This window comes from Primorskyibacter flagellatus (assembly GCF_014638275.1).
GTDB classification, from domain to species: Bacteria; Pseudomonadota; Alphaproteobacteria; order Rhodobacterales; family Rhodobacteraceae; genus Pseudooceanicola; species Pseudooceanicola flagellatus_A.
The window spans coordinates 684,379-709,580 of sequence record NZ_BMFJ01000001.1; the positions used below are offsets into that span (position 1 = coordinate 684,379).

Here is a 25,202-nt window from a genome sequence, read left to right on the forward strand (position 1 = left end):
GATCGGCACTTGGTGTCGGTCCCGACTGACCCGGCCCAGGAGGAGGGCGGGGGGACGACAGCGCGGATGCTGCATAGCAGCAATCTAGAGGGGGAGAGGCGACATGGCAACTCAAAGCGGCGGAAACAATGAATCCGATGCGGGGCGTGCCGAGGAAGCCGCACTCGACCGGCTGGCCTGCAATCTCAAGCGGATGGACGAGCTGACGCAGCGCCTGACGGCGGCGATGGCCAAGCGCACGCCGGTCAACCCGGCGCTGAACGGCCCGGATCCGGAGGTCTTCACCCGTGCCGCGGGTGCATGGTGGGCCGACATGATGCAGAACCCCGGCCGGGTCTTCGAACATCAGGCGAGCTTCTGGACCAAGTCGATCCAGCATTTCCTGGATGCGCAGAAGGCGCTGTCCTCGGGCAAGCTGGTCGCGCCGGAGGACATGACCCCGGACGATCCGCGCTTTTCCAACCCGCTGTGGAAGACGCACCCCTGGTTCAATTTCATCAAGCAGCAGTACATGCTGAACGCGGAGGCGATCCGCACGGCGGTTGCCGATGCCGAGGGGCTGGACGACACGGAGCGCAAGCGGCTGACCTATTTCAGCCAGCAGATCATCGACATGATGGCACCCACCAATTTCCTGGCGACCAACCCGGACGCGCTGGAAAAGGCGGTGGAGACCGAGGGCGAGAGCCTGGTCAAGGGGCTGGAGAACCTGATCTCGGACATCGAGGCGAACAACGGGGAACTTGTCGTGCGGCTGGCCGATGCCTCTGCCTTCCGTCTGGGAGAGAACATCGGCGCCTCGGACGGGCAGGTGGTCTATCGCAACCGCATGCTGGAGCTGATCCAGTACGCGCCGAAGACCGAGCAGGTGCATGCGATGCCGCTCATCATCTTCCCGCCGTGGATCAACAAGTTCTACATCCTCGACCTGAAGGCGCAGAATTCCTTTATCAAGTGGGTGACGGAGCAGGGGATCACCCTGTTCGTCGTGTCCTGGGTCAATCCCGACACCAGTTATGCCGAGACCGGGCTGGAGGATTATATCGAGGAGGGTTACCTCGACGCCATGCAGCAGGTGCTGGCGATCACCGGGCAGAAGAAGCTGAACGCGATCGGCTACTGCATCGGGGGCACCACGCTGGCGCTGACGCTGGCGCTGCTGAAGCACCGGAAGAAGTCCTTCGTCAATACCGCGACCTTTTTCACGGCGCTGACCGATTTCTCGGACCAGGGGGATTTCACGCCGTTCCTTCAGAACGACTTCATCGACGGGATCGAGGCGGAGGTCGGCAAGGCCGGGATCCTGCGGTCGCATATCATGGCGCGCACCTTCTCGTTCCTGCGATCGAACGACCTGATCTATCGTCCGGCGATCCGCAGTTACATGATGGGAGAGACCCCGCCGGCCTTCGATCTGCTTTACTGGAACGGGGACGGCACCAACCTTCCGGGCCGGATGGCGGTGCAGTACCTGCGCCAGCTTTGCCAGCGCAACGAATTCGTGACCGAGGGGATCGAGCTTTGCGGCGAGCGGCTGCATGTGTCGGATGTCACGGTGCCGCTGCACGCCATCACCTGCGAGACCGACCACATCGCCGCCTGGAAGACCAGTTACCTCGGCGTGCAGAAGATGGGGTCGAAGGAGAAGACCTTCATCGTCTCGCAATCCGGCCATATCGCCGGGATCGTCAATCCGCCGAGCAAGGGCAAGTACGGGCATTACACCAACCCCGACCTGTCGGGCACGCCGGAGGAGTGGCGGGAGGCGGCGGAGTTCCATCAGGGCAGCTGGTGGCCGCGCTGGATGGAGTGGCTTTCGGCCAACTCGGGCAAGATGGTGGAGGCCCGGATTCCGGGCGACGCGACTCACCCCCCGCTGTGTCCGGCCCCGGGAAGTTACGTCAGGGCACCCCTTCCCGCCTAAGGTTTGGGCGTCATCCCCCGGATTCCGCATGATTTTCTGCATCGCAGCGGAAACCTCTTGATTTTCTGCGGCGCAGCATTCATATTGTTTCTGGAGACGCAATACGGTTCCGAATGGTCAGGGGCCGACACCGAAAAGGAAACACTATGGCTACCACTCAAGATTTCAGCGCCATGATGAAAGACATGATGGGCGCATTCCCGGTCGACACCAAATCGTTCGAAGAGTCCTTCAAGACCTCGGCGACCCTGAACGAAAAGCTGTCCGGCGTTGCGCTGGAAGCGGCCGAGAAGTCGACCGAACTGTCCACCAAGTGGACCAAGGACACGCTGGCCAAGATGGCCGAGCTGAGCAAGGTCAAGTCCGAGCCCGCCGACTACGCCAAGGCGATGTCCGACTTCGCAACCGCAGCGGCCGAGATGGCTGCAGAGAACATGGCCTCTTTCGCCGAGATCGCGAAGAAAGCCCAGACCGAGACGGTCGAGCTGATGATGGCTGCCGGCAAGGACATGGCCGAGGAAACCTCTGCCGCCGTCCAAAAGGCCGCGAAGGAAACCACCGCAGCCGCCAAGAAGGCCGCCGCGAAGTAATCTCACGGAATACCGCGCCACCCTTCCTCCTCCCTGAGGGTGTCGCGAAAGAAGAGGCGGGTCCCATGGACCCGCCTCTTTTGTTATCCGCCGGACTCGCCGCGTTTGTCGCCGGTGTGGAAACAGTCCTGTTGCGGTGCGGCGGGATCAGCGGGGGTCCTTCATCGCGTCGAACAGTGCGGTGACGTGGTCCGCGGCGCGGGACCAGTCCTGCAGGTGCATGACCGGCATGCGGAAGGTGATGCGCGCCCGACCTTCGGTGACCTGCACCTCGCAGAGCCGGTCGGCCCATGCGCCCATGAGACAGTCGATCCGTATATCCCGGCCCCGGTCGTCGGGCCCGACGACATGGAGCCGGGCCTTTCCGCTGGCCAATGCGTCGATGTCGATCGCGGAGGAGCCGGGCAGCTCGGACAGGGGCAGGGCATCGGGGAGGCGCGGGTAGGGGCGGTCGTCAAAGCTCAGGGTGATGCCGGGCGGGATGGCGATGCCGCCGGGCGCGGGCGGGACGGGGCTGGTGAGGGTCAGGCGCCGGGGCGTTGCCAGCATCGTGTCGGTGTCGGGCACGGTGAAGACCGACGCGCCGACCGCGACGCGGCGGGGGAGGATGTCGCCGGTCCGCAGGGCCGCGGCAAAGTCGGTGCGCGGGTCGCAGGTGCCGGTGTCGTCGATCAGGCCGGGGCGGAAACTCTGCAGGCGAACGGACCAGTGGAACTTCTCCAGCCTTTCGCCGTCACGGATCAGCAGCGCGAGGTGCGGGGTTCCGGGGCGCTTCGGCAAGCTGAAGAAGCCAAGCTGGGAGAGGTTGTTCAAGGTGCCGTCGCTTTGCCCGGACGCGAGGCAGAATGGTCTGCCTTCGGCGAGGGCGGCGGCCTTGACCGGGATTCGGCCGGACTGGGTGGAGCCGTACCCCGCAACCGCGCCAACCGTCAGGCTGAGAGCGACGGCGGCGGTACGGAGCGGACCGCGCAGGAGGGCGGCAAGGGCGAGAGCCAGGCCGAGTCCGATCGCCGCAACGGAAAGGTCGAGCGTGCGTCCGCTGGTTGTTCCGGCGAGGTGGCGCGCCAGCGTCACCGACAGGACCAGCCCGGCTACCAGTCCCGCAAGCGCCGTGACGGCTTGGTCCAGCGCCCGGCGCGCGGGCGTGTCGGGGCCGCGCAATGCCGTCACGGTCAGGCGGCATTTCCACGCAGACCAGACCAGCCGGCCAACAAAGATCAGAAGCGCCACCGCGGCGTAGAGCGTCAGGACGAACTTTCCGATGGACGCGCCTGCGTTCATGTCCGTCCAGTGTATCGGCTGCCGGATGATCGTTCCGCAGATCAGCGCCAGTGCGGCCAAGGCGGCCACACGCCACATCAGACCGACCGGAAGCAGCAGGCTGAACGGGGCCAGCACGAGAAAGACGAGGTAGGCGTATCCGGCCAACTGGTTCAACATGCCGAACCCTGAGCGCGACCGCGCCCGCCGATCAAGTCCGGACGCTGCGTGACTTGGCGATTGACCCCGGCGGGCGGAGGGTTCACCACATCCGCAACCGATTGTGTCCGGCTGACCGCATCGCACTGGAGGGACCCATGAAGACCATCACCGATATCGAAACGCTCGAGTCGATCTACGGGGCGGCGGTGCCGCGCTCCATCGACAAGGTGGTCACGCGGATCACGCCGGCCTACCACCGCTGGATCAGTGCCTCGCGCTTCGTCGTGCTGTCCACCGTCGGGCCGGAGGGGACGGACGCCAGCCCGCGCGGGGATGTCGGGCCGGTGGTGCGGATCGACGCGCCCGACCGGCTGAGCCTGCCGGACTGGATGGGGAACAACCGGATCGACTCGCTCCGCAATATCGTGCGGGACCCGCGGGTGAGCCTGATGTTCATGGTGCCGGGCAGTACCAACGTGGTGCGGGTGAACGGGCGAGCCGTGGTGTCGGCCGATCCGGAGGTGGTCGGGTCTTTCGAGCAGAAGGGCAGGCATCCCCGCACGGTTGTCGTCGTTTCCGTCGAGGAGGCCTATTTCCAGTGTGCCAAGTCGATCATCCGGTCGGAGCTTTGGTCAGAGGGCGACCGCAGCGCGGAGGTGCCGAGCGCGGGGGACTTCGTACGGGAGGTCGACGCCGGGTTCGACGGGGCCTCCTATGACGCGGGCTATGCGGAGTACGCCCGGTCCCGGCTGTGGTAACGAGGCACCGGCGCAGGCTACGCCGCAGTATGGTGGCGGGCGGTCTTGCAGATGCAAACGGGGTAGTCTCCCAGAATTCCTTTGCAATTCGGTGACACGGCCTTAGGCTGTGCTGCACTGCTGCATAGGGAGGGATGGCCCGTGGCTGACACCGAAAAACCGCTTCTCATCAAACGTTATGCGTCCCGTCGTCTCTACAATACGGAGACCAGCGACTACGTGACGCTGGAGGACATCTCAGGCTTTATCCGCGAGGGCCGGGAGGTGCAGATCGTCGATCTGAAATCCGGCGACGACCTGACCCGGCAGTACCTGCTGCAGATCGTGGCCGAGCACGAGAGCCGGGGCGAAAACGTCCTGCCGCTTGGCGTGCTGACCGACCTGGTGCGCAGCTATACCACGCAGGCGCAGTCCATCGTCCCGCAGTTCCTGGCGCAGAGCTTCGACATGCTGCGCGAGAGCCAGACCAAGATGATGGAAAACATGAAGGCCGTGAACCCGATGGCCAAGATGCCGGGGTTCGAGGCCATGCAGGCGCAGCAGGAGGCGTTCCTCAAGGCGATGTCCGGCGGCATGGCCAACTGGAAGATGCCCGGCGCGGAGGAGCGCGGTGGCGAGAAGGGCGGCAAGGACGACGACCTCGACGCGATCAAGAAGCAGCTGGCCGAGCTTCAGAGCAAGCTGAACAAGATGAGCTGAGCCCATGCAGTCGAGCCCCGGCCGCATCACGCTCTGGGGGATCGAGGTGTTTGTGGCCACGGCCGAGGAACGGTCGATCACCGCCGCCGCACGGCGGCTCGGGGCCAGCGCCTCGGCCGTGTCCCAGCAATTGACGAACCTCGAGGGCGCGCTTGGCGTGACCCTGCTGGTGCGCAACGCGCGGCCCGTCACGCTGACCCCGGCGGGAGAGGCGTTCCGGCGGCGGGCGCAGTCGATCCTGAACGAGGCGGCGCAGGCGCGGGCGGAGCTGGCGGTGACGGGCGGTTCGGCGCTGCGGCGGCTGCGGCTTGGCGTGATCGACGATCTGGAAGCCGACGTGACGCCGCAGCTGCTGGTGCGCATGGCGGACCGGCTTGAGGGCTGCCAGTTCCTGCTGGAGACCGAGGCGTCGCACTGGCTGTACGACCAGGTCGAGGCGGAGGCGCTGGACGTCATCGTGACGGCAGAGATGGGGGAGGCCCCGCCCTGGGCGGAGGTGCATCCGATCCTGTCGGAAGGCTTTGTCGTTGCGGCGCCGAAGGGGATGGTCGAACCGGGCGGCGATCCGCTGGCGCAGCTCAAGGCGCATCCGCTGGTGCAGTACACGACGCGGCATCACATGGGGCGGCTGATCGCGACGCATCTGGTGCAGCAGAATCTGACGCTGGCGCACCGGTTCGAACTGGACAGCTACCACGCCATTCTCGCGCTGGTCGGGCAGGGCGTGGGCTGGACGATCCTGCCGCCGCTGGCGCTGATGCGGGCGCGGCGTCTGATTGCGGAGCTGGACCTGCTGGACCTGCCGTTTGCGCCGGTGTCGCGGCGGATCGTGCTGATGGCGCGGCAGGGGATTCTGGAGGAGGTGCCGGGGGTCGTGGCCACGGAGCTCAAGGACTTGCTGGCGCAGGTGGTGGTGAAACCGGCGGTGGAGGCGTATCCGCATCTGAGCGCGCGGCTGCGGTTGTTGTGACCGGGGGCGGGTGTTGGGGGGAAACGCACCCCACGGGGGCGGTTCCATATTAGCGGGATGAAGCCCGCCCTGCGCGACCCTCGACCGTTTGCGTAGGGCGGGCTTTCAGCCCACCACCCCGGCCCCGACATCGCCGCCGCGGGACAGGTGATCCGACCGCCCGGCTCCGGTCACGCCCGCACCATCAAACGCTCCAGCCCGTGGAAATGGTAGGTGTTGGCGTACCGCGCCGGTTGCTCCAGCCGCAGGGTCGGGCAGCGCCGGAACAGGACGGGCAGGGCGGTGCGCAGTTCCAGCCGCGCCAGCGGCGCGCCAAGGCAGAAGTGCAGCCCGCCGCCGAAGCTGGCATTGGTGCGCACCGGGCGCAGCGGGTCGAAGCGGTCGGGGTCCGGCCACGCGGCGGGATCGCGGTTGGCGGCGGCGAGCAGCAGCGCCACCCGGTCGCCGCGGGCGAAACGGTGGCCGCAGACCTCGACCTCCTCGAGCGCGTAGCGGGTGAACATGTGAAGGGGCGGGTCGTGGCGCAGGATCTCCTCGACCGTGCCGTCGATGTGTCCGGGGTCCAGCAGTTCCGGCAGCGGCAGGGGCAGCGGGCGGGTCAGCAGCCCTGCGACGCCGTTGCCGATGGTGTGGACCGTGGCCTCGTGACCGGCATTGAGCAGCAGGATGCAGGTGGCGATCAGTTCCGCGGTGGAGAGGCGCTCTCCGTCCGCCTCGGCGCGGATCAGGTCGGTGATGAGATCGTCGCGCGGGGTGGCGCGGCGGTCCGCGACATAGGCGGTCAGGAAATCGGTGAAGGCTGCTGCGGCTTCGGCGGCGGCGTCCTCCACCGCGCGGTCGCGGCGGGCCTGGTACATGGCGACCATGGCGTGGGACCAGCGCAGGAGATCCGGCGTCCGGTCCTCCGGCACGCCGAGAAGGCGGGCGATGACGATCACCGGCAGGGGTGCGGCGAAGGCGGGCAGCAGGTCGAAAGGCCCCTCCGGGAACGCGTCGATCAGGCGGTGCGCGAGGGCTGTGATCCCCGGTTCCAGCGCGGCGATGCGGCGGGAAGTGAAGGCGCGCAGCACCAGCCCGCGCAGGCGGGTGTGCCGGGGCGGTTCAAGCTCGAGCATCGAATGATCGTCGATCGCGTAGAAGGGCCGCAGGTGGTCGGGGACGGGGCGGGCGAGCTCTGCCGGGATTTCGCGCCCGAAGCGGCGGTCGCGCAGCAGGGCCGTCACCACATCGTGCGAGAAGGCGGCAGGCATGGCGTAGTCCTGCCACCAGACCAGCGGGCCGAGCGCGCGGGCGCGGGCATAGGCGGTGTAGGGGTCCTGCACGAAGGCGGGGTCGGTCGGGGACTGCGAGAGGACCGGAAGGGACGGGCGGGCTGACATGGCGGGATCATTGGGCGCGGACGCTTCCCAAGGCAAGGGGGGCGCCGGTATAAGGGGCGGATGACACGCGGGTTCGGGCGGCGGGCGGCCGTCATCATGCTGTATCTGCTGCTGACGCTGGCCCTGGCCTGGGGGGTGCTGCATGTCGGATTTGCCCGCGCGCTGGTTCCCTTGCGCGAGCGCGGGCTGTCCGACCTCGCCCTGACGGCCGACCGGCTGACCGGGCGGCTGCAGCGGTACCAGGACCTTGCGGTGCTGATGTCGTCGCATCCCGACCTTGCCGTGCTGACGGAGCCGGGTGGCGCGGGGGCGGAGGCGCGGGCGCGGGCGGACCGGCTGCTGCTGTCGGCGGCGGACCGGACCACGGCACTGAACCTCACCTTCCTTGCCGCCGACGGGCGGGTGCTGGCGGATGCGGACCGGCTGACCCTGCCGGAGACGGAAATGGCGGCCCTGCGGTCCGGTCCGATCTTCCGGCGGGCGCTGGACGGGGCGCTTGGCACCGGCAGCGCGCTGCTGACCGCCGTGCCCGGAGAGCCGGAGCGGCGCAGCTACCTTTTCGCCGCGCCGAGTTTCGATCCGGGTGGCGGGGTGCGCGGCGTGTTGGTGGTGGCGGTCGACATGGATCACGTGGAACTGGCCTGGCGGGGGCAGCGTCCGGCCGTCTACTTCACCGACGCGGGGGGGCGGGTCTTTGTCACCAACCGGTCGGAGCTGCTGTTCTGGCGCGAGGGGGCGGAGGGGTTCCGTCCGCCCGATGCGCCGCCGGTCCCGGTGGCGCGGCGCACAGTCGGGGGGATGGAAATCTGGCGGGCCGACCTGGGCGCCTATGTCCCCGATCCCGCGCTGCGGCTGGTGCAGGACCTGCCGCAGGTCGGCATGCAGGCGACGGCGCTGATCGACATCTCGACCGCGCAGCGGCTGGCGCGGCTGCAGGCGGCGGTGGCGGCGCTGGTGATGCTGTCCTTCGGCGCGGTGATCTTCTGGGCGACGGAGCGGCGGCGGGTGCTGGCGCGGGCCAACGCGCAGCTGGAAAGCCGGGTGGCCGCCCGCACCGCGGAGCTGTCGGGCGCCAACATGATGCTGCGGCGCGAGGTGGCGGAACGGCAGGAGGCGGAGGCGGCGCTGAAGAAGGCGCAGGCGGAGCTGGTGCAGGCGGGCAAGCTGTCCGCGCTTGGCCAGATGTCCGCCGGGCTGGCGCACGAGCTGAACCAGCCGCTCATGGCGATCCACCAGTTCGCGGAGAACGGAGCGCTGTTCCTGTCCCGCGACCGGCCCGAGAAGGCGGCGGGCAACCTGACGCGGATCTCCGAGCTGTCCGCGCGCATGGGCCGGATCATCCGCAACCTGCGCGCCTTCGCCCGGCAGGAGAGCGAACCGGCGCGGCGCGTGGACCTGAGCCAGGTGATCGCGACCGCGCTCGAGATGACGGAGGCGCGGCTGTCGAAGGAGGGCGTCGTCGTCGCGCTGGACCTGCCGGAGGTGCCGGTGATGGCGATGGCCGGAGAGGTGCGGCTGGCGCAGGTTCTGGTGAACCTCATCACCAATGCCGCCGACGCCATGGCGGGACGGGAGGAGCGGGTGCTGCGGCTGACCCTGACGGCCCGCCCGCGCCCGACAATCCGGGTGGCGGATACCGGCGCGGGCATCGCGCAGCCCGAGCGGATCTTCGACCCATACTACACCACCAAGGAGGCGGGGGCGGCCGAGGGCATGGGCCTGGGACTGTCGATCTCCTACGGGATGGTGCAGAGCTTTGGCGGCGCGATCCGGGGCGCCAACCTGCCCGGCGGCGGAGCGGAGTTCGTGGTGGAGCTTGAGCCGGTGCCGGAGGAGATGGCGGCGGAGTAGGGGCGGCCCTGCGGGCCGTGCCTCCGGCGGGGATACTTGCGAAACCAAAGAAGGGGGCGGGTCAGCGGTTGAAGCGGGACTCGCGCAGGACCTCGCAGACCTGGAGATGGTAGTCGGCGTAGAGCTCTGCCCGGCCAAGGCGCTTGGTGGCGACATGGTCGGGGTGGCGGGCCCAGGCGTCGAGGGTTTCGAGGCTTTCCCACTGGAAGAAGGTGAGGCGTTCGCCGTCCTCGGCCCGGTAGGCCTTGTGAAAGATGTAGCCGGGCAGGGTGGTGGCAATGGCTTCCATCCTTGCGAGCGCGTCGTAATAGGCGGGGCCGTCCCCGGCTTCGGTGCGGTGCGCGCGGAAGGTGACGACGATCATGGCTCTGGTCCTCCTGTCCCGACAGGCTATGGCGCGCGGTGGCCCGGCGGCAAGCATGTGCCTGCGAAACGGGCAGGGACGGGTGGCGTTCCGGGCCGGGACGGGCGCGTCACAAAAGTTTCGCGGAACCGATACATTTCCTTAGCGGCACGGCCCTAGCAACCCGTTCAGCAAAGTTCGGGCAGCAAAGTTCGGGCAGCAAAACCGGGGGACAGGGCGTGCTGACAATCGAGAAGCTGACGAAGACGTTCGGCGGGAAGACCGCCGTGGACTCTGCCAGCATCTCCGTCGACCGCCCGATGATGATCGGGATCATCGGCCGCTCCGGTGCGGGTAAGTCGACGCTTCTGCGGATGCTGAACCGGCTGACCGACCATACCTCGGGCGCGATCCGTTTCGAGGGGCGCGAGGTCACCGCGCTGCGCGGCGCGGCCAAGCGCGAATGGCAGGCCGACTGCGCGATGATCTTCCAGCAGTTCAACCTGGTGCCGCGCATGGACGTGGTGTCGAACGTGCTGCACGGGACGCTGAACAAACGGTCCACCCTGGCGACGCTGTTCAACCTGTATCCGGATGCGGACATCCATCGCGCCATCGACATCCTTGACCGGCTCGGCATTGCCGAGCACGCGCCGAAACGGGCGGAGGCGCTGTCGGGCGGGCAGCAGCAGCGGGTCGCCATCGCGCGGGCCCTGATGCAGGATCCGAAGATCATCCTCGCCGATGAACCGATCGCTTCGCTCGACCCGATGAACGCGCAGATCGTCATGGACGCGCTGCGCCGCATCCACGAGGAGGACGGGCGCACCGTCATCGCCAACCTGCACACGCTGGACACCGCGCGGCGCTACTGCGACCGGGTGATCGGCATGCTGCACGGGCGCATCGTCTTCGACGGCACGCCGGAACAGCTGACCACCGGCACCGCCCGCGACATCTACGGGGCGGATGCGTCGTTCTCGGAAGAGGCGACCTCCACCCAGATCGACGCGCTGACCCGCGCGAAGGTCGCACCCGTCCACGCCTGAAGTTTCATCTGCCCCCGTCGCCTGAAGCGGCGGGGTTTTCACTATGGGAGCATACCTGATGAAAAGACTGATCGCCGCCGCACTGGCAACCACCGCCCTCGTCCAGCCCGTTCTGGCGCAGGACGTGACCGAGTTCCGCATCGGCATCCTCGGCGGGGAAAACGCCCAGGACCGGCTGAACAACCACGAATGCCTGAAGACCTACACCGAGGAAGCGCTTGGCGTTCCCGTCAAGCTGTTTGCCCCGGCCGACTATGACGGCGTGATCCAGGGCCTGCTGGGCGGTACACTGGACATGGCGTGGCTGGGTGCTTCGGGCTATGCCAAGATCTACCTCGACGATCCTGAGGCCGTGACCCCGGTTCTGGTCAAGGTGAACGTGGACGGTTCCATCGGCTACCACTCCATCGGGTTTGCCCGCAAGGACAGCGGCATCACCTCGCTGGAGGACATGAAGGGCAAGAAGTTCGGCTTCGGCGACCCGAACTCCACCTCCGGCTACCTGATCCCGTCGATCGAGATCCCGCAGCAGACCGGCTCCACCATGGAGAACGGCGCGTATTTCGGTGAGGTCGTCTTCACCGGCGGTCACGAGCAGACCATCGTCGCGGTGAACAACGGCGATGTGGACGGCGGCGTGACCTGGGCCGACGGCCAGGGCAACTGGGAAGACGGCTTCAACTCCGGCGCACTGCGCAAGGCGGTCGATGCCGGCCTGATCGACATGAACGACCTGGTCGAAATCTGGCGGTCGAAAGAGATCCCCGAGGGTCCGGTCGTCCTGCGCACCGCCCTGCCGGAAGAGGTCAAGGTCAAGATGACCGACCTCGTCGAAGGCATGTACGAGATGGACAAGGACTGCACCTACAACATCTCTGCCGGTGAATCGCTTGGCTTCAAGCCGATCACCCACGAGGCCTACGACTCCATCGTCGCGGCCCGCAAGTCGAAGTCCAACTGATCCCATCCGATCCTCCGGCGGGTCCCTGACCGGGGCCCGCCGTTCCTTTGCAGGGGCCTTTCCGACATGTCAGACGCCACGGGCATCCGCCTGATCCACGATGACTATATCGCGCTGACACGCCGCAAACGCCTTTATTCCGGCATCCTGCTGGCGATCTTCGTGGCGCTCATGACCTCGGGCTTCATGCTGGCGGATTCGCGCAATGCGGGCGGGTTCTGGTCCGGGCTGCACCGGGTTCTGGACTTTCCGAAAACCGTGGTGGCCGAGGCGGTGGACAAGGCCGCGGAACTGCCGGGCCATGTCGTGACCTACTTTCCGGCGCTTGTCGAAACGCTCAACATCGCCGCGGTGTCCACCCTGACCGGGGCGCTTGGCGGGATGGTCCTGTCGATGCTGGCGACCCGCGGCATGGCGCGCTGGCCGGCGCTGATCCCGGTGTTCCGGCGGATCATGGACGTGATGCGGGCGGTGCCCGAGATCGTCATTGCGCTGGTGCTGATCTTCGTGCTGGGCGGCGGGCCGGTCCCGGCGATGATCGCGATTGCCTTCCACACGACCGGCGCGCTCGGCAAGCTGTTTTCCGAGGTGAACGAGAATGCCTCGCTCAAGCCGGTCGAGGGGCTGGCCTCCGTCGGCGCCAACTGGACGCAGCAGATGGTGCTGGGCGTGGTGCCGCAGGTGGCGCCAAACTACCTGTCCTATGCGCTGCTGCGGTTCGAGATCAACATCCGCGCCTCTGCCATCCTCGGCTTTGTCGGCGCGGGCGGGATCGGGTACGAGCTGAAGAACGCGATGAGCTGGGGGCAGGGCAAGTATGACGAGAGCGCGGCGATCTTCCTGATGCTGTTCACGACCATCGTGGTGGTGGACCAGACCTCTTCGTGGTTCCGCGACCGCCTGACCCATGGCCGCCGGGTGGAGATGCTGGCATGACGATGACCGCTGACCCCTCGGCCCTGAACGGCGACCTCAAGCGGCAGGCCAGCGCGCTGTTCCGCACCAAACGGACGTGGTCCTTCGCGCTGCCGCTGATCGTGCTGGCCTACCTGACCTACGCCTTCTTCGCCTTCGACGTGCCGGGGCTGATCCGCACCGCCAGCCCCGAGAACGGCCAGACCCTGCTGCGCGACAGCTATTCCTACAAGACCCATGTGACGCGGGACAACCGCAGCGCGGAGGTCTCCATCGCCGTGGAGGGGGAGCGCAAGGGGGCCTATCCGGAGGGCGCGTCGCCGGACTGGGTCACGCTTGGCGAAGTGACGGAGATCCGGCTGGCCGGGGGCGGGCTTGTCACCTTCGGGCCGGAGGAGGTGTCCTATGACATCCCGGGCTACGGCCTTGTCACCGCGCGGCCCGGCGACGGCGGGGCTAATGCGACGTTCCCGCCCGGCGACCTGCCGGAGTGGATCAATGCGTCGAAGAACCGCGTGGCGATCACCACGGACGAAGGCCGGCTGACCATCACCCGCAACCGGACCGAACTGTTCCGTTACACGACGGGGTGGGAGCTGTTCTTCTTCACGCTTGACAGCCCGTATCACGGCAAGGGGCCGGGAGAGCTGCTGAGCCTTGCCCTGAACGGTGAGGCGGCGGGCATCTGGCACGACTTCTGGTACAATCCGATGTGGATGCATGCCTCTGTCGCATGGGCGCTGTTCGAGACGGTGCTGATGGCGTTCCTCGGCACCTTCGGGGCGGCGATCGTGGCGCTGCCGCTGGCTTTCCTCGCCGCGAAGAACTTCGCGCCGCTGATGCTGGTGCGGCAGGCCTTCCGGCGGCTGTTCGACCTGTTCCGCGGCGTGGACGCGCTGATCTGGACCATCGTGCTGGCCCGTGCCTTCGGGCCGGGGCCGCTGACCGGGGCGCTGGCAATCCTCGTCACCGACACCGGCAGCTTCGGCAAGATGTTCTCGGAGGCGCTGGAGAACGTGGACGGCAAGCAGATCGAGGGGCTGTCCTCGGTCGGGGCCAAACCGGTGCAGCGCTACCGGTTCGGGGTGATCCCGCAGGTGACGCCGGTGCTGCTGTCACAGGTGCTCTACTTCTTCGAATCCAACACACGGTCGGCCACGGTGATCGGCGCGATCACGGGCGGCGGGATCGGGTTGCTGCTGACGCAGGCGATGATCACCCAGAAGGACTGGGAAGAGGTGACCTACTACATCGTCCTCGTCGTGCTGATGGTCTTCGCGATGGACTGGTTTTCCGGCTGGGTCCGTCGCAGGCTGATCGCCGGGGACGGCGAGGGGCACTGAGGCGGGATCCCGCCGACGCGCCGCGCGACCTGACCCAGGGTCAACAATTGTTTCGGTGACGAGGACAATGGTGTTACCCTCCTGTGCGGAGCCGGCTGAGTCCGGGTCCGATTTGACACCAGGAGATTTGTTATGAAGACCTTGAAACACAGCGGCCTCGCCCTGGCCGCGACCTTGGCATTGACGGGCGCTATGACGGGTGCGGGCCATGCGGCCAGCGTGTCGCCCACATTCACCGACGAAGGCATCGACACCACCGGGACGGCGACGTCGACACGGATGTTCCGCGCCGACCTGACGGGGCTGGGCCTGACCGAGATCGTCGCGGTCACGGTGCGGGATTCCGGGTCCGGCTTCGGCGGATCGACCGGGATCTATTCGGGCTTCGACCTCGACGCGATCTTCCTCGACCTCGACGGCCTGCTGACCACGACCGCCGACCGGATTTTCGCCAGCAGCTTCCTGTTCACGGCCGGAACGACGCGGTCGGGCAGCTTTGCGCCGCCGTCGCCTTCGGGCGGGCCGACCAACGGGTCCTCGGATGCCTCGACCGTGGACGAGGGCTGGGCGACGCTCGACTCCATCGACGGGGTGTTCTTCGGCACCGGGAGCCTGACGCTTGGCGACGGCGGCAGGCTGACCGCGATCTTCAGCCCCGAGGTGCCGGTCGGGTCCTCACTCTTCCTCTTCGCGGGCGAGGTCAGCGGCGATCCGGGCGAGACGCTGACAGGCTTCGTCGACGTGTCGGACACGCCTCCGCCGAACGTGCCGCTTCCGGCGGGGCTGGTGCTGCTGGCGTCGGGTCTGGCCGGTGCCGGACTGCTGCGGCGGCGCGGCGGGCGGTTCTGAAGCCCGGCGGCCGTCTGGCTGAGCTGAACAAGACGGACGGTCCGTGCCGTTTCGGCGCGGGCTGTCACGGATGTTTCACATTGCAGCGCCAAAAGGTCGGCTCATCCCGCCGCGCGGTTCGTCGCGGCGGCACAGGAGCGGGACCTTGCCCAGACTGACTGAAGACACGCCTTTCATCCACGACGGCTGTTCCATCACCGAGTCGACCTTCGGGCGGTTCACGGAGGTGGGGCAGGGGTCCCGCATCGCGTATTCGGCGTTCGGGGATTATTCCTACTGCGACCGCTACGCCGACATCGCCAATGCGAGCATCGGCAAGTTCGCCAATATCGCCGCCTTCACGCGGATCGGGGCGACGGATCACCCGCTGCATACGGCCGCCTGTCACCATTTCCTCTACCGCTCTGCCGACTACTGGGACGATGCGGAGGATGATGCGGATTTCTTTGCGCACCGCCGGTCGCGGCGGGCGGTGATCGGGCATGACACCTGGCTCGGGCACAACTGCATGGTGAAGCCGGAGGTGACGGTCGGCGACGGTGCGGTGATCGCGTCGGGGGCCATCGTGACGAAGGACGTGGAACCCTATGTGATCGTCGCGGGAACCCCGGCGAAGATGATCCGGCGGCGGCAGCCGGTGGCGGTGGCGGAGCGGTTGATCGCGCTGGCCTGGTGGGACTGGAGCCATGACCGGCTGCGCGGGGCGCTTGCGGATTTCCGGGCGCTGAGTGCGGAGGCGTTTCTGGAGAAGCATGACGGCTAGGGGGCTGTCCGCCCCCGCCGCGCGTGCCGCGCGACTCCCCCGAGGATATTTCCTAAACCGAAGAGGAGGGGCGGGTCATTCCGCGGCCAGCGCCGTGCCGAGTCCCGACCAGGCGAAACGATGCGCGGCCTCTCCGGCGAGATAGGCGATGCGGCCGCCGGAGATCGTCGCCTCGATCGCGCGGGTTTCGGTGTTGACGATGGTCATGTCGGCGCGGCGGCCGGGGTCGAGCCGCCCGCGGTCGGGCAGGCGGAGGATGCGCGCCGGAGTCTCGGAGATCATCGCCCAGGCCCGGGCAAAGGGCATGATGCCCTCGTCCGCGAGGTGGAAGGCGGCGAGGTGAAGGGCGGGGTAGTAGTAGTCCGACACCAGCGCATCGCAGAGCCCCATGCGGATCAGGTCCTCGGCCGCGATGTTGCCGGACTGGGACCCGCCGCGCACCACGTTCGGCGCGCCCATGAGGACCGGGTCGCCAACGGCGCGGGCGAGGGCGGCGGCGGAGCGGGCGGTCGGGAACTCGGCGATCTTCGCGCCGATCATCGAGAACATCTCGCGCGTTTCGCCGTCGGGGTCGTCGTGGCTGCCGTAGGTCACGCCAAGCGCGTCGAAGCGGTCAGCCAGCTTGCAGAGGTAGCGTGGAACCTGGGTCTTCTGGCGGTGCGCCTCGCGGATGATGGCGAGGTGTTCCTCGGACGTGCGGCCGGCGCCCTTGGCCCAGGCGTATATCTCCTCAGGCCGGTAGGCGGCCATGTGGTCGGCCTGGTCGAGGTGGTTGTTGAAGATGACGTAGTCGATGCCGTAGGTTTCGATCGCCGAGAGCAGGCGGTCGCCGGTATCGACGGTGTGGGTCTCGCAGCGGATCTGCAGGCGCAGGTCGGTCAGGGCCTGCGGGCGGTAGTCCTGCAGGGCCTGCATCATCGCCACGGCGTAGTCGGGGCCGCGCTTGCCGCCTTCCCAGCTCCAGCTCTGCGCCATGTAGGCGGTGGTCACGCCGTTGGCGGCGGCGTCACGGTCGGTCGCGCGCAGGCCGGTGGCCGAGGGGAAGGGGGCGGAGGGGCGCGGCGCGATATGGCGTTCAAAGGCGTCGCCGTGCAGGTCGATGATGCCCGGCAGGATCATGTAGCCGGTCAGGTTGACCTCGGGCAGGGGACCGCGCGTGATCCGGCCCTCGGCAATCGCGACGGAGCGCAACTGCAGTTCCCCGTCGCGGAGAACCTCGGCGCCGGTAAAGCGCAGAGCGGGTTGGGACATGGGCATCGGATTCGCCTGTTCTTCCTGTTTGGCCTTTAAAATAACCCTATTTTGTATCGGGTGCGTGACAAATGCGCGGAGGCGCATGTGACGGGGCGTTCACACATGCGGGAGCGCATGGTTTGTGGTCATTCCGCGTCGCCGGGACCCAGTGTCAGGGTCACGCGGTCGGCGGCGAACCAGGTGCGGCCGTATTCGACAGGCTGTCCGTCGGGGTCGTGGCTGACGGAGACGGTGCGCAGGACCGGGTCGCCTTCGCGGCACTGCAGGTGCAGGGCAAGCGTGGCGGTCGCGCGGCGGGCGGTGATGCGGGTTGAGGTGCGGGTGTAGTCGGGCACGCCGCAGGCCTTCAGCGCCGCGGTGACGGAGGACAGTTCGGCCAGCCGGGTCAGCATGTCCGGAAGGCGGTCGGCGGGGAAGGCGGACCGGAAATAGGCGACCGGCAGGCCGTCGGCCAGCGACAGGCCTTCGGCGACATGGATCGGTGCGCCGGCGGGCAGGGCGAGCGCGGCGGCCTCCTCCGCATCGGCGGCGCGGGTTTCGTGGGTCAGCAACCGGCGCGAGGGCAGGCGCCCGGCGGCGCGGATGTTCTGGTGAAAGCGGACGCGGCGGCCGAGCGGGTAGTCGGCGGGTTTCTGACGGACAAAGACGCCCGCGCCGCGCCGGGAGAGGATCAGGCCGAGGTCGGAGAGGTCCTTGAGGGCGTGGCGCACCGTGTGCCGGTTGACGCCGAAGCGCGCGGCGAGCTGCGCCTCGGTCGGCAGCTTGTCGCCTGGGATGTAGCGTCCCTCCGCGATGTCCTCGGTCAGGGTCGCGGCGATGGATTTCCAGAGCGGGGTCTTCGGTTGTGCGGGGTGCTGCGCGGGGACCTGCGTGTCGGGCGGCGGCGTCTGGCCTGTCATGAAAGTTTCACCCTTCGGGGGTTGTGCGACTCGGCGCTTTGGCGTAGTGACTTGTCTAGTTGTATAGTAGTTTAGACAAATCAGCAAGGTGTCTAGATGAAAGATTTCACCAGGGACGAAAACGCGGAACGCCGGGGCTGGATGGGGCTTCTGGCCCGGTCCGCAGCGGCCGAACTGCTCGCGCAGTGGGACGCGGCGGGAATGGCACCCGCCTTTACCTGGCTGCGCGCTCCGGAAGTCGGGGGCGTCATGGTGCGCGGCCGGGCCGGGGCGGTTGGCGCGGCGTTCAACCTGGGCGAGATGACGGTGACGCGCTGTTCGCTGAAGCTGGCGGACGGGCGGGTCGGCCACGCGGTGGTGCAGGGACGGGACCGCAGGAAGGCCGAGGTCGCGGCGCTGTGCGATGCCCTGATGCAGGGGGACGAGGCCGGGGCGGTTCGGGCGGCGGTGCTGGACCCGTTGGCGGCGGCGGCCAAGGAACGGGCGCGTGTGCGTGCGGCGAAGGCGGCGGCGACGAAGGTGGATTTCTTTACCATGGTCAGGGGGGAATGATGGAAGCGCTGTCTCTTGAAGGCGGGTTTTCCGACGTGCCGGTGCAGGCGTCGCTGGCGTTCCGCGCGGCGATGAACGCGATGGCGCGGCCCGGCACGATCGAGGTCGTCGCGGGCGCGGCGGGGCCGGCGCCCCTGTCGGTTGCGGCCTCCACCCTGATCCTGACGCTCTGCGATCCTGAAACGCCGGTGCATCTGGCCGGGGCGCATGACACGGCGGCGGTACGGGGGTGGATCACCTTCCACACAGGCGCGCCGCTGGTCGGGCCGGAAGACGCGATGTTCGCGCTTGGCACCTGGGAGGCGCTGCCGCTGTCCCGCTTCCCGGTCGGCACGGCAGAATATCCCGACCGCTCGGCCACGCTGATCGTTGAGATGGCGGAGCTGGCCGCGGCGGGGGCGGAGCTGCGGGGGCCGGGCATCCGGGACCGTGCGGCGCTGAACCTGCCGGAGAGGGAGGCGTTCCGGGCCAACGCCGCGCGCTATCCGCTCGGGCTGGATTTCTATTTCACCTGTGGCGGGGCGCTGGCCGCGCTGCCGAGATCGACGAAGGTGTCCTGATGTATGTGGCGGTCAAGGGCGGCGAGCGGGCGATCGACAATGCCCATGCCTGGCTGGCGGAGGAGCGACGCGGCGATGTCTCGGTCGCGGAGCTGTCGGTGGCGCAGATCCGGGAGCAGCTGGCTCTGGCGGTCAACCGGGTGATGGCGGAAGGGTCTCTCTATGATCCCGACCTCGCCGCGCTGGCGATCAAGCAGAGCCGGGGCGACCTGATCGAGGCGATTTTCCTGATCCGCGCCTATCGCACCACGCTGCCCCGCTTTGGTTATTCGGAGCCGGTGGAGACCGGGCGGATGGCCTGCGACCGCCGCGTTTCGGCGACCTTCAAGGATGCGCCGGGGGGGCAGGTGCTGGGGCCGACCTTCGACTATACGCACCGCCTGCTGGATTTCGCGCTGGAGGCGGAGGGGCTGGTGGAGGAGGCCGCCACGGGCGCGCCACGCGAGGCGGAGACGCCGCATGTGACGGCGTTCCTGAACGCCGAGGGGCTGATCCAGGAAGAGCATGTGCCCGAGGACGACCGCCCGCGCGACCTGACGCGGGAGCCGCTGGAACTGCCCGCGGGCCGTCCCCTGCGGTTGCAGGCACTGACACGGGGGGACGAGGGCTTTGTGCTTGGCATGGCCTATTCGACGCAGCGCGGCTACGGGCGCAACCATCCCTTCGTGGGTGAACTGCGCATCGGCACGGTGCCGGTGGAGATGGAGGTGCCGGAGCTTGGCTTCTCGGTCGAGATCGGCGAGGTGGTGCTGACGGAATGCGAGACGGTGAACCAGTTCACCGGGTCGAAGTCGGAGCCGCCGCAGTTCACGCGCGGCTACGGGCTGGTCTTCGGGCAGACGGAGCGCAAGGCGATCTCCATGGCGCTGGTCGACCGGGCGCTGAGGTGGGAGGAGTTGGGCGAGGACAACGTCGGTGCCCCCGCGCAGAACGAGGAATTCGTCCTTTATCATTCGGACAATATCCAGGCGACCGGGTTTCTGGAGCATATCAAGCTGCCGCATTACGTGGATTTCCAGTCGGAGCTGGAACTGGTGCGGAAGCTGCGGCGCGAGGCGATGGTTGGCGAGAAGCGGGAGGCGGCGGAGTGAACGGCGGCGTTGCGACCCCCTCCCTAACCCTCCCCCTCGCAGGGGGAGGGGACTGCTTCACGCGAGTTGTTAGGGAGTTCTTAACTACCGTAGGGATTTTGTGGTCGGGACACGCCAGCGCATTCCCTCCCCCTGCGAGGGGGAGGGGCAGGGAGGGGGTCATGTCCGGCTTCCGCGACGCCACGCAGAAGAAACTCGCCCGCGCCCTCCGCCGCAACATGACCGATGCCGAGAAGATCCTCTGGTACCACCTCAGGGCGCACCGCTTCGTGGGCCTGTCGGTCCGCCGACAGGCACCGGTTGGCCCCTATATCGTCGATTTCCTGATCCCGTCCTGCCGCCTCATCCTCGAAGCGGACGGCGGCCACCACACCCCCGCGCGCGACACAACCCGCGACGCTTACCTCGCCGCGCTCGGCTACCGCACGCTCCGCCTGTCCAACGACGACATCCACCGGAACCTTTCCGGCGTCCTCACCCGCATCGCCGAGGAGGCGCAGCGATGACCCAGCACTACAACTTTGCCTATCTCGACGAACAGACCAAGCGGATGATCCGGCGCGCGATCCTCAAGGGGCTGGCGGTGCCCGGCTACCAGGTGCCCTTCGCCAGCCGCGAGATGCCGATGCCCTATGGATGGGGGACCGGCGGGGTGCAGGTCTCTGCCGCCTGCCTGACGCCCGACGATACCTTCAAGGTGATCGACCAGGGGGCGGACGACACGACCAATGCGGTCTCCATCCGCAAGTTCTTCGAGAAGACCGCCGGGGTCGCCGTGACCGAACGCACGGGCGATGCCACGGTGATCCAGACCCGCCACCGTATCCCCGAGGAGCCGCTGACCGAAGGGCAGATCCTCGTCTACCAGGTGCCGATCCCGGAGCCGCTCAGGTTTCTCGAACCCTCGGAGGTCGAGACGCGCAAGATGCACGCGCTCGAGGAATACGGGCTGATGCATGTGAAGCTTTACGAGGACATCTCGCGCCATGGCCATATCTCCACCGCCTATGCCTATCCGGTGAAGGTGGAGGGGCGCTATGTCATGGACCCCTCGCCGATCCCCAAGTTCGACAATCCGAAGATGGAGATGGCGGCGATCCAGCTGTTCGGCGCAGGGCGGGAACAGCGGATCTACGCGCTGCCGCCCTACAGCCGGGTGGTGAGCCTCGATTTCGAGGATCATCCGTTCGACCCCTCCAAGGCAGACCATCCCTGCGATCTCTGCGGGGCGGAGGACAGTTATCTTGACGAGGTGATCGTCGACGATGCGGGCGGGCGGATGTTCGTCTGTTCCGACACGGATTACTGCGGGTCGCGCCGGGCGGCGGGGCACCGTGGGCGGCTTGCGGCGGAGGATGTGGCATGAACGGGACAGGGGGACCCCTGCTGTCGGTGCGCGGGGTGGAGAAACGCTATGGCGCGCGGATCGGCTGCACCGGGGTCAGCTTCGATCTCTGGCCCGGCGAGGTCATGGGGATCGTGGGCGAATCCGGTTCGGGCAAGACGACGCTGCTCAACTGCCTTGCCGGGCAACTGGCGCCGGACGGCGGTCAGGTGCTGTTCGACACCCGCACCTCGGGCATGGCCGACACCGTGACGATGAGCGAGCCGGAGCGGCGGATGCTGCGCCGGACCGACTGGGCGTTTGTCCATCAGCATGCGCATGAGGGGCTGCGGATGAACGTCTCGGCCGGGGGCAACGTGGGCGAACGGCTGATGGCGGTCGGCGCGCGCAACTACGCGGAGATCCGGGAGTCCGCGCTCGACTGGCTGGGCCGGGTGGAGATCGCGGGCGACCGGATCGACGACCGCCCTTCGGCCTTTTCCGGCGGGATGCGGCAGCGGTTGCAGATCGCGCGCAACCTTGTGACGGGGCCCCGGCTGGTGTTCATGGACGAACCGACGGGGGGGCTGGACGTGTCGGTGCAGGCGCGGCTGCTGGACCTGCTGCGCGGGCTGGTGCGGGAGATGGGGCTGTCGGCGATCATCGTGACGCATGACCTTGCCGTGGTGCGGCTGCTGGCGGACCGGCTGATGGTGATGAAGGGCGGGCATGTGGTGGAGCAGGGGCTGACCGATCAGGTGCTGGACGATCCGCAGCACGGGTATACGCAGTTGCTGGTGTCTTCGGTGCTGCAGGTATGAGGGCGCGGGGGACAGAGGGCTGCGGTCGACCGCGGGAGGCCGTTGCCAGATCTGTGGTCGCCGCTTTATCGATCCGTCGAAGCCGTCAGTTCAATCGTCGCGCCACTGGTGACGAAGCGGCCGCCCGGGGGGCGGTCGGCCGCTGCCCGGACCGCTGCGCGGTCGTATCGGGCAAGGTGCTCGGTTTGGAATCCGGGAGAGCGTCATCGTCGGACTTAATCCGAGGATCTCTGGCCGGGGAGGTCCTCGGGTCGAGCCCGAGGAAGACGGTGCGAGGTGTGGGCGATGTGCCGGGCGACGGACGGCGGGGCAGTCGCGTCCCGGCGCTGCACGACGTCGCGGCAAACCAGATCAACCGGCCAACCGTAGCCAGGGGACCAGCCAGATGATCCACATCGAGAACCTCTCAAAAACCTTCACGCTGCACAATCAGGGCGGCGCGGTGATCCCGGTGATGACCGGTGCGCATCTGTCGGTGGCGCAGGGCGAATGCGTCGCGCTGACCGGGGCCTCGGGTGCGGGGAAATCCACGCTGATGCGGATGATCTACGGCAACTACCTTGCCGCGTCCGGTCACATCTGGGTGGGCGAGACGGATGTCGCCGCCGCCGATCCGCGCGAGATCCTGCAGTTGCGCCGCCACACGCTCGGCTATGTCAGCCAGTTCCTGCGCGTCGTGCCCCGCGTCCCGACGGTCGAGGTGGTGGCGGAGCCGCTGCTTGCCATCGGAACGCCGAAGGACAAGGCCATCGCGCGGGCCGAGGATCTGCTGACCCGGCTCAACATCCCGAAAACGCTCTGGTCCCTGTCGCCGACGACTTTCTCGGGCGGGGAACAGCAGCGGGTGAACATCGCGCGCGGCTTCGCCCATGCCTATCCGGCGATGCTGCTGGACGAACCGACGGCAAGCCTTGATGCAACCAACCGGGAAACCGTGCTGAACCTGATCGAGGAGGCGAAGGCGCGCGGTGCCGCGATCGTGGGCATCTTCCATGACGAGGCGGCGCGGGACCGGGTCTGCGACCGGGTGGTCGACGTGACCGGGTTTTCCCCGGCAAACGCGGCATGACGGGGCGGTTGATCGGGGTGGTCGGGCCTTCGGGCGTCGGCAAGGACACGGTGATGCGGGCGGTGGCCGCGGCCTGGCCGGGGCTGCACCTGGTACGCCGCGTCATCACCCGGCCCGAGAACGGGACGGAGGATTTCGAGGGCGTAAGCGCCGAAGAGTTCGCCACCCGCGCCGCCCGGGGCGATTTTGCCCTGCACTGGCAGGCGCATGGTCTACGCTACGGCATCCCGGCCTCGGTGCATCAGGTGCTGGCGGAGGGGCGGAGCGCGATGGTCAACCTCTCCCGCGCGGTGCTGGCGGAGGCGGAGGCGATCTTCCCCGGCTTCGCGGTGCTGTCGCTGAGCGCCCCGGCGGAGGTTCTTGCGCAGCGGCTCGCCCTGCGCGGCCGGGAAAGCGCCGACGAGATCGCGCGGCGGCTGGACCGTGCCGGTTACGCGCTGCCCGAGGGGCTGGCGACGGTCGTGACGATAGACAACGGCGGGGGGCTGGACCGGACGGTGACGCAGGTGCTCACCGCCTTCCACCCGGCCCGCGAAGAGGTGACGGAATGAAGGATACGACGGAAACCGGCGAAACGGTTCTGACCAACGCGCAGCTTGTGCTGGCGGACGAGGTGGTGGTTGGGCATCTGGTGATGCGCGATGGCGTGCTGGCCGAGGTGGGTCTCGGCCCGGCGCGTGGCACCGACTGCGGCGGCGACTGGATCGCGCCGGGGCTGGTGGAGCTGCACACCGACAATCTCGAACGCCACATGTCTCCGCGGCCCAAGGTGAAATGGCCCCATGACGCCGCGATCATCGCGCATGACCGGGAACTGGCGGGCTGCGGCATCACCACGGTCTTCGACGCGATCCGGGTCGGGTCGATGGCTGGCGAACACGAGAAACGCTATGGCCGCTACGCCCGGTCCATGGCGGACGAGATCCTCGCCATGCGGGCTGCCGGGGCGCTGAAGATCAGCCACCATCTGCACCTGCGGGCGGAGACCTGTTCCGAAACGCTGCTGGAGGAACTGGATGAATTCGGCCCGGAGGACCGGGTCGGGATCGTGTCTCTGATGGATCATACGCCGGGGCAGCGGCAGTTCTCGGACATGCAGAAGTACAAGGATTACGTCTGCGGCAAGCACGGGCTGTCGGAAGCGGGGTTCGGCGATTACTGCGACTTCCTCACCGCGCTGCACGACCGGCTTGGCGCGGCGCACGAGGCCGGGGCGGTGGCGGCGGCGGAACGGTACGGCGCGGTTCTGGCCAGCCACGACGACACGACGGAGGCGCATGTGGCGACCTCCGCCGGGCATGGCATCCGGGTGGCGGAGTTCCCGACAACCAAGGTCGCCGCACGGGCCTGCCACGCGCATGGCATCCGGGTCATCATGGGCGCGCCGAACCTGATCCGGGGCGGGTCGCATTCGGGTAACGTGGCTGCGCATGAACTGGCGGAGAAGGGGCTGCTGGACATCCTGTCGTCCGATTACGTGCCGGCGGCGCTGCTGCAGGCGGCGGTGCGGCTTGGCGATCTCTGGGGGGACATGGCCCGCGGGATGGCGACGGTGACCTCAGGCCCCGCACGGGCGGCGGGGCTGACGGATCGCGGCGTGCTGGAGCCGGGACAGCGGGCGGACCTGATCCGCTTTGGCCGGGTCTCGGGCGTGCCGGTGCTGAACGGGGTCTGGGTGCAGGGCGCGCGGGTGGCGTGACCGGCCGGACGGGGTGGCTGCGCCCCCTCACTCCGGCCCTCTTCCCCGCGGGGGGAGGGTGACCCGTTGCGCCTTCGGGGAGCCGCGACATTTCGGTGCCGGTCATCACCGGACTTG

The 25,202-nt window shown here is 68.0% G+C and carries 26 protein-coding genes; 21 read left to right on the forward strand and 5 right to left on the reverse strand.

The genetic code is table 11. The features are described 5' to 3' along the window. The first annotated feature begins 103 nt into the window (after nucleotides 1–103). Nucleotides 104–1,924: a class I poly(R)-hydroxyalkanoic acid synthase gene (gene phaC / locus IEV87_RS03435; protein ID WP_188476272.1), complete on the forward strand. Its 1,821-nt coding sequence runs from the start codon at nucleotides 104–106 to the stop codon at nucleotides 1,922–1,924. A gap of 146 nt (nucleotides 1,925–2,070) precedes the next feature. Then, nucleotides 2,071–2,514, forward strand: coding sequence for a phasin family protein (locus IEV87_RS03440; protein WP_188476273.1), 444 nt, complete (start codon nucleotides 2,071–2,073; stop codon nucleotides 2,512–2,514). 147 nt (nucleotides 2,515–2,661) lie between these two features. Here the strand turns inward: IEV87_RS03440 and IEV87_RS03445 are convergent, their stop codons facing one another. Beyond that, nucleotides 2,662–3,954 carry a hypothetical protein gene (locus IEV87_RS03445; RefSeq protein ID WP_188476274.1) on the reverse strand — a complete coding sequence of 431 codons (1,293 nt, stop codon included), beginning with the start codon at nucleotides 3,952–3,954 and terminating at the stop codon, nucleotides 2,662–2,664. Between the two features lie 137 nt (nucleotides 3,955–4,091). On the opposite strand from IEV87_RS03445, the gene IEV87_RS03450 reads away from it, so the two are divergent. From IEV87_RS03450 to IEV87_RS03460, 3 genes are all read left to right on the forward strand, one after another. Next, complete coding sequence (locus IEV87_RS03450; protein ID WP_188476275.1) at nucleotides 4,092–4,694, forward strand: pyridoxamine 5'-phosphate oxidase family protein; 603 nt, start codon at nucleotides 4,092–4,094, stop codon at nucleotides 4,692–4,694. A gap of 141 nt (nucleotides 4,695–4,835) precedes the next feature. Further along, nucleotides 4,836–5,393 carry a polyhydroxyalkanoate synthesis repressor PhaR gene (gene phaR, locus IEV87_RS03455; protein WP_188476276.1) on the forward strand — a complete coding sequence of 186 codons (558 nt, stop codon included), beginning with the start codon at nucleotides 4,836–4,838 and terminating at the stop codon, nucleotides 5,391–5,393. 4 nt (nucleotides 5,394–5,397) lie between these two features. Beyond that, complete coding sequence (locus IEV87_RS03460; protein ID WP_188476277.1) at nucleotides 5,398–6,363, forward strand: LysR family transcriptional regulator; 966 nt, start codon at nucleotides 5,398–5,400, stop codon at nucleotides 6,361–6,363. 170 nt (nucleotides 6,364–6,533) lie between these two features. Here IEV87_RS03460 and IEV87_RS03465 read toward each other — a convergent pair whose 3' ends face one another. Next, on the reverse strand, nucleotides 6,534–7,742 hold the full coding sequence (locus IEV87_RS03465) for a cytochrome P450 (RefSeq protein ID WP_188476278.1): 1,209 nt from the start codon (nucleotides 7,740–7,742) through the stop codon (nucleotides 6,534–6,536). 60 nt (nucleotides 7,743–7,802) lie between these two features. On the opposite strand from IEV87_RS03465, the gene IEV87_RS03470 reads away from it, so the two are divergent. Further along, complete coding sequence (locus tag IEV87_RS03470; RefSeq protein WP_188476279.1) at nucleotides 7,803–9,593, forward strand: sensor histidine kinase; 1,791 nt, start codon at nucleotides 7,803–7,805, stop codon at nucleotides 9,591–9,593. Between the two features lie 61 nt (nucleotides 9,594–9,654). On the opposite strand, the gene IEV87_RS03475 is transcribed toward IEV87_RS03470, so the two are convergent. Next, nucleotides 9,655–9,957: an antibiotic biosynthesis monooxygenase family protein gene (locus IEV87_RS03475; protein ID WP_188476280.1), complete on the reverse strand. Its 303-nt coding sequence runs from the start codon at nucleotides 9,955–9,957 to the stop codon at nucleotides 9,655–9,657. Between the two features lie 218 nt (nucleotides 9,958–10,175). Here IEV87_RS03475 and phnC point away from each other — a divergent pair, with 218 nt between their 5' ends. From phnC to IEV87_RS03505, 6 genes are all read left to right on the forward strand, one after another. After that, nucleotides 10,176–10,985, forward strand: coding sequence for a phosphonate ABC transporter ATP-binding protein (phnC, locus tag IEV87_RS03480; RefSeq protein ID WP_188476281.1), 810 nt, complete (start codon nucleotides 10,176–10,178; stop codon nucleotides 10,983–10,985). A 58-nt stretch (nucleotides 10,986–11,043) separates the two neighbouring features. Further along, the gene (phnD, locus tag IEV87_RS03485; protein WP_188476282.1) at nucleotides 11,044–11,946 is read left to right on the forward strand and encodes a phosphonate ABC transporter substrate-binding protein; all 903 of its coding nucleotides are present in this window, start codon (nucleotides 11,044–11,046) and stop codon (nucleotides 11,944–11,946) included. Nucleotides 11,947–12,012: 66 nt separating this feature from the next. Next, on the forward strand, nucleotides 12,013–12,882 hold the full coding sequence (phnE, locus tag IEV87_RS03490) for a phosphonate ABC transporter, permease protein PhnE (RefSeq protein WP_188476283.1): 870 nt from the start codon (nucleotides 12,013–12,015) through the stop codon (nucleotides 12,880–12,882). Next, entirely contained in the window at nucleotides 12,879–14,204 is a 1,326-nt protein-coding gene (gene phnE, locus IEV87_RS03495; RefSeq protein WP_188476284.1) for a phosphonate ABC transporter, permease protein PhnE, read from the forward strand. Before phnE (IEV87_RS03490) ends, phnE (IEV87_RS03495) begins: the two co-directional genes overlap by 4 nt. A gap of 132 nt (nucleotides 14,205–14,336) precedes the next feature. Then, nucleotides 14,337–15,053: a VPLPA-CTERM sorting domain-containing protein gene (locus IEV87_RS03500; protein ID WP_188476285.1), complete on the forward strand. Its 717-nt coding sequence runs from the start codon at nucleotides 14,337–14,339 to the stop codon at nucleotides 15,051–15,053. A 145-nt stretch (nucleotides 15,054–15,198) separates the two neighbouring features. Next, nucleotides 15,199–15,816 carry a chloramphenicol acetyltransferase gene (locus IEV87_RS03505; protein WP_188476286.1) on the forward strand — a complete coding sequence of 206 codons (618 nt, stop codon included), beginning with the start codon at nucleotides 15,199–15,201 and terminating at the stop codon, nucleotides 15,814–15,816. Between the two features lie 75 nt (nucleotides 15,817–15,891). Here the strand turns inward: IEV87_RS03505 and IEV87_RS03510 are convergent, their stop codons facing one another. Further along, nucleotides 15,892–17,073, reverse strand: a complete 1,182-nt coding sequence (locus IEV87_RS03510; RefSeq protein WP_188476287.1) for an alpha-D-ribose 1-methylphosphonate 5-triphosphate diphosphatase — start codon at nucleotides 17,071–17,073, stop codon at nucleotides 15,892–15,894. A 122-nt stretch (nucleotides 17,074–17,195) separates the two neighbouring features. After that, complete coding sequence (gene phnF, locus IEV87_RS03515; RefSeq protein ID WP_188476288.1) at nucleotides 17,196–17,969, reverse strand: phosphonate metabolism transcriptional regulator PhnF; 774 nt, start codon at nucleotides 17,967–17,969, stop codon at nucleotides 17,196–17,198. Nucleotides 17,970–18,065: 96 nt separating this feature from the next. Between phnF and phnG the strand changes: the two genes are divergently transcribed. The 9 genes from phnG to IEV87_RS03560 all read left to right on the forward strand — a co-directional run bounded on the left by phnG (nucleotide 18,066) and on the right by IEV87_RS03560 (nucleotide 25,085). Next, nucleotides 18,066–18,521, forward strand: a complete 456-nt coding sequence (gene phnG, locus IEV87_RS03520; RefSeq protein WP_188476289.1) for a phosphonate C-P lyase system protein PhnG — start codon at nucleotides 18,066–18,068, stop codon at nucleotides 18,519–18,521. Further along, nucleotides 18,521–19,081, forward strand: coding sequence for a phosphonate C-P lyase system protein PhnH (gene phnH, locus IEV87_RS03525; RefSeq protein WP_188476290.1), 561 nt, complete (start codon nucleotides 18,521–18,523; stop codon nucleotides 19,079–19,081). Before phnG ends, phnH begins: the two co-directional genes overlap by 1 nt. Then, nucleotides 19,081–20,172, forward strand: coding sequence for a carbon-phosphorus lyase complex subunit PhnI (locus IEV87_RS03530; RefSeq protein WP_188476291.1), 1,092 nt, complete (start codon nucleotides 19,081–19,083; stop codon nucleotides 20,170–20,172). Before phnH ends, IEV87_RS03530 begins: the two co-directional genes overlap by 1 nt. A 161-nt stretch (nucleotides 20,173–20,333) precedes the next feature. Next, on the forward strand, nucleotides 20,334–20,678 hold the full coding sequence (locus IEV87_RS03535) for an endonuclease domain-containing protein (protein ID WP_188476292.1): 345 nt from the start codon (nucleotides 20,334–20,336) through the stop codon (nucleotides 20,676–20,678). Continuing rightward, nucleotides 20,675–21,538: an alpha-D-ribose 1-methylphosphonate 5-phosphate C-P-lyase PhnJ gene (locus IEV87_RS03540; RefSeq protein ID WP_188476293.1), complete on the forward strand. Its 864-nt coding sequence runs from the start codon at nucleotides 20,675–20,677 to the stop codon at nucleotides 21,536–21,538. Before IEV87_RS03535 ends, IEV87_RS03540 begins: the two co-directional genes overlap by 4 nt. Continuing rightward, a complete protein-coding gene (gene phnK, locus IEV87_RS03545; RefSeq protein ID WP_188476294.1) occupies nucleotides 21,535–22,317 on the forward strand; it encodes a phosphonate C-P lyase system protein PhnK in 783 nt (260 codons plus the stop codon). Before IEV87_RS03540 ends, phnK begins: the two co-directional genes overlap by 4 nt. A 385-nt stretch (nucleotides 22,318–22,702) precedes the next feature. After that, nucleotides 22,703–23,386: a phosphonate C-P lyase system protein PhnL gene (gene phnL, locus IEV87_RS03550; protein ID WP_188476295.1), complete on the forward strand. Its 684-nt coding sequence runs from the start codon at nucleotides 22,703–22,705 to the stop codon at nucleotides 23,384–23,386. Beyond that, nucleotides 23,383–23,937: a phosphonate metabolism protein/1,5-bisphosphokinase (PRPP-forming) PhnN gene (gene phnN / locus IEV87_RS03555; protein ID WP_188476296.1), complete on the forward strand. Its 555-nt coding sequence runs from the start codon at nucleotides 23,383–23,385 to the stop codon at nucleotides 23,935–23,937. Before phnL ends, phnN begins: the two co-directional genes overlap by 4 nt. Then, complete coding sequence (locus IEV87_RS03560) at nucleotides 23,934–25,085, forward strand: alpha-D-ribose 1-methylphosphonate 5-triphosphate diphosphatase (protein ID WP_188476297.1); 1,152 nt, start codon at nucleotides 23,934–23,936, stop codon at nucleotides 25,083–25,085. The genes phnN and IEV87_RS03560 overlap by 4 nt, the downstream gene beginning before the upstream one ends. The last annotated feature ends 117 nt before the right edge of the window (nucleotides 25,086–25,202 follow it).

Bases quoted from the DNA above. Each gene is read 5' to 3' on its own strand.
- phaC (WP_188476272.1), top strand. From the start codon at position 104: ATGGCAACTCAAAGCGGCGGAAACAATGAATCCGATGCGGGGCGTGCC.
- IEV87_RS03440 (WP_188476273.1), top strand. From the start codon at position 2,071: ATGGCTACCACTCAAGATTTCAGCGCCATGATGAAAGACATGATGGGC.
- IEV87_RS03445 (WP_188476274.1), bottom strand. From the start codon at position 3,954: ATGTTGAACCAGTTGGCCGGATACGCCTACCTCGTCTTTCTCGTGCTG.
- IEV87_RS03450 (WP_188476275.1), top strand. From the start codon at position 4,092: ATGAAGACCATCACCGATATCGAAACGCTCGAGTCGATCTACGGGGCG.
- IEV87_RS03460 (WP_188476277.1), top strand. From the start codon at position 5,398: ATGCAGTCGAGCCCCGGCCGCATCACGCTCTGGGGGATCGAGGTGTTT.
- IEV87_RS03465 (WP_188476278.1), bottom strand. From the start codon at position 7,742: ATGTCAGCCCGCCCGTCCCTTCCGGTCCTCTCGCAGTCCCCGACCGAC.
- IEV87_RS03470 (WP_188476279.1), top strand. From the start codon at position 7,803: ATGACACGCGGGTTCGGGCGGCGGGCGGCCGTCATCATGCTGTATCTG.
- IEV87_RS03475 (WP_188476280.1), bottom strand. From the start codon at position 9,957: ATGATCGTCGTCACCTTCCGCGCGCACCGCACCGAAGCCGGGGACGGC.
- phnD (WP_188476282.1), top strand. From the start codon at position 11,044: ATGAAAAGACTGATCGCCGCCGCACTGGCAACCACCGCCCTCGTCCAG.
- phnE (WP_188476283.1), top strand. From the start codon at position 12,013: ATGTCAGACGCCACGGGCATCCGCCTGATCCACGATGACTATATCGCG.
- phnE (WP_188476284.1), top strand. From the start codon at position 12,879: ATGACGATGACCGCTGACCCCTCGGCCCTGAACGGCGACCTCAAGCGG.
- IEV87_RS03500 (WP_188476285.1), top strand. From the start codon at position 14,337: ATGAAGACCTTGAAACACAGCGGCCTCGCCCTGGCCGCGACCTTGGCA.
- IEV87_RS03510 (WP_188476287.1), bottom strand. From the start codon at position 17,073: ATGCCCATGTCCCAACCCGCTCTGCGCTTTACCGGCGCCGAGGTTCTC.
- phnF (WP_188476288.1), bottom strand. From the start codon at position 17,969: ATGACAGGCCAGACGCCGCCGCCCGACACGCAGGTCCCCGCGCAGCAC.
- phnG (WP_188476289.1), top strand. From the start codon at position 18,066: ATGAAAGATTTCACCAGGGACGAAAACGCGGAACGCCGGGGCTGGATG.
- phnH (WP_188476290.1), top strand. From the start codon at position 18,521: ATGGAAGCGCTGTCTCTTGAAGGCGGGTTTTCCGACGTGCCGGTGCAG.
- IEV87_RS03530 (WP_188476291.1), top strand. From the start codon at position 19,081: ATGTATGTGGCGGTCAAGGGCGGCGAGCGGGCGATCGACAATGCCCAT.
- IEV87_RS03535 (WP_188476292.1), top strand. From the start codon at position 20,334: ATGTCCGGCTTCCGCGACGCCACGCAGAAGAAACTCGCCCGCGCCCTC.
- IEV87_RS03540 (WP_188476293.1), top strand. From the start codon at position 20,675: ATGACCCAGCACTACAACTTTGCCTATCTCGACGAACAGACCAAGCGG.
- phnK (WP_188476294.1), top strand. From the start codon at position 21,535: ATGAACGGGACAGGGGGACCCCTGCTGTCGGTGCGCGGGGTGGAGAAA.
- phnL (WP_188476295.1), top strand. From the start codon at position 22,703: ATGATCCACATCGAGAACCTCTCAAAAACCTTCACGCTGCACAATCAG.
- phnN (WP_188476296.1), top strand. From the start codon at position 23,383: ATGACGGGGCGGTTGATCGGGGTGGTCGGGCCTTCGGGCGTCGGCAAG.
- IEV87_RS03560 (WP_188476297.1), top strand. From the start codon at position 23,934: ATGAAGGATACGACGGAAACCGGCGAAACGGTTCTGACCAACGCGCAG.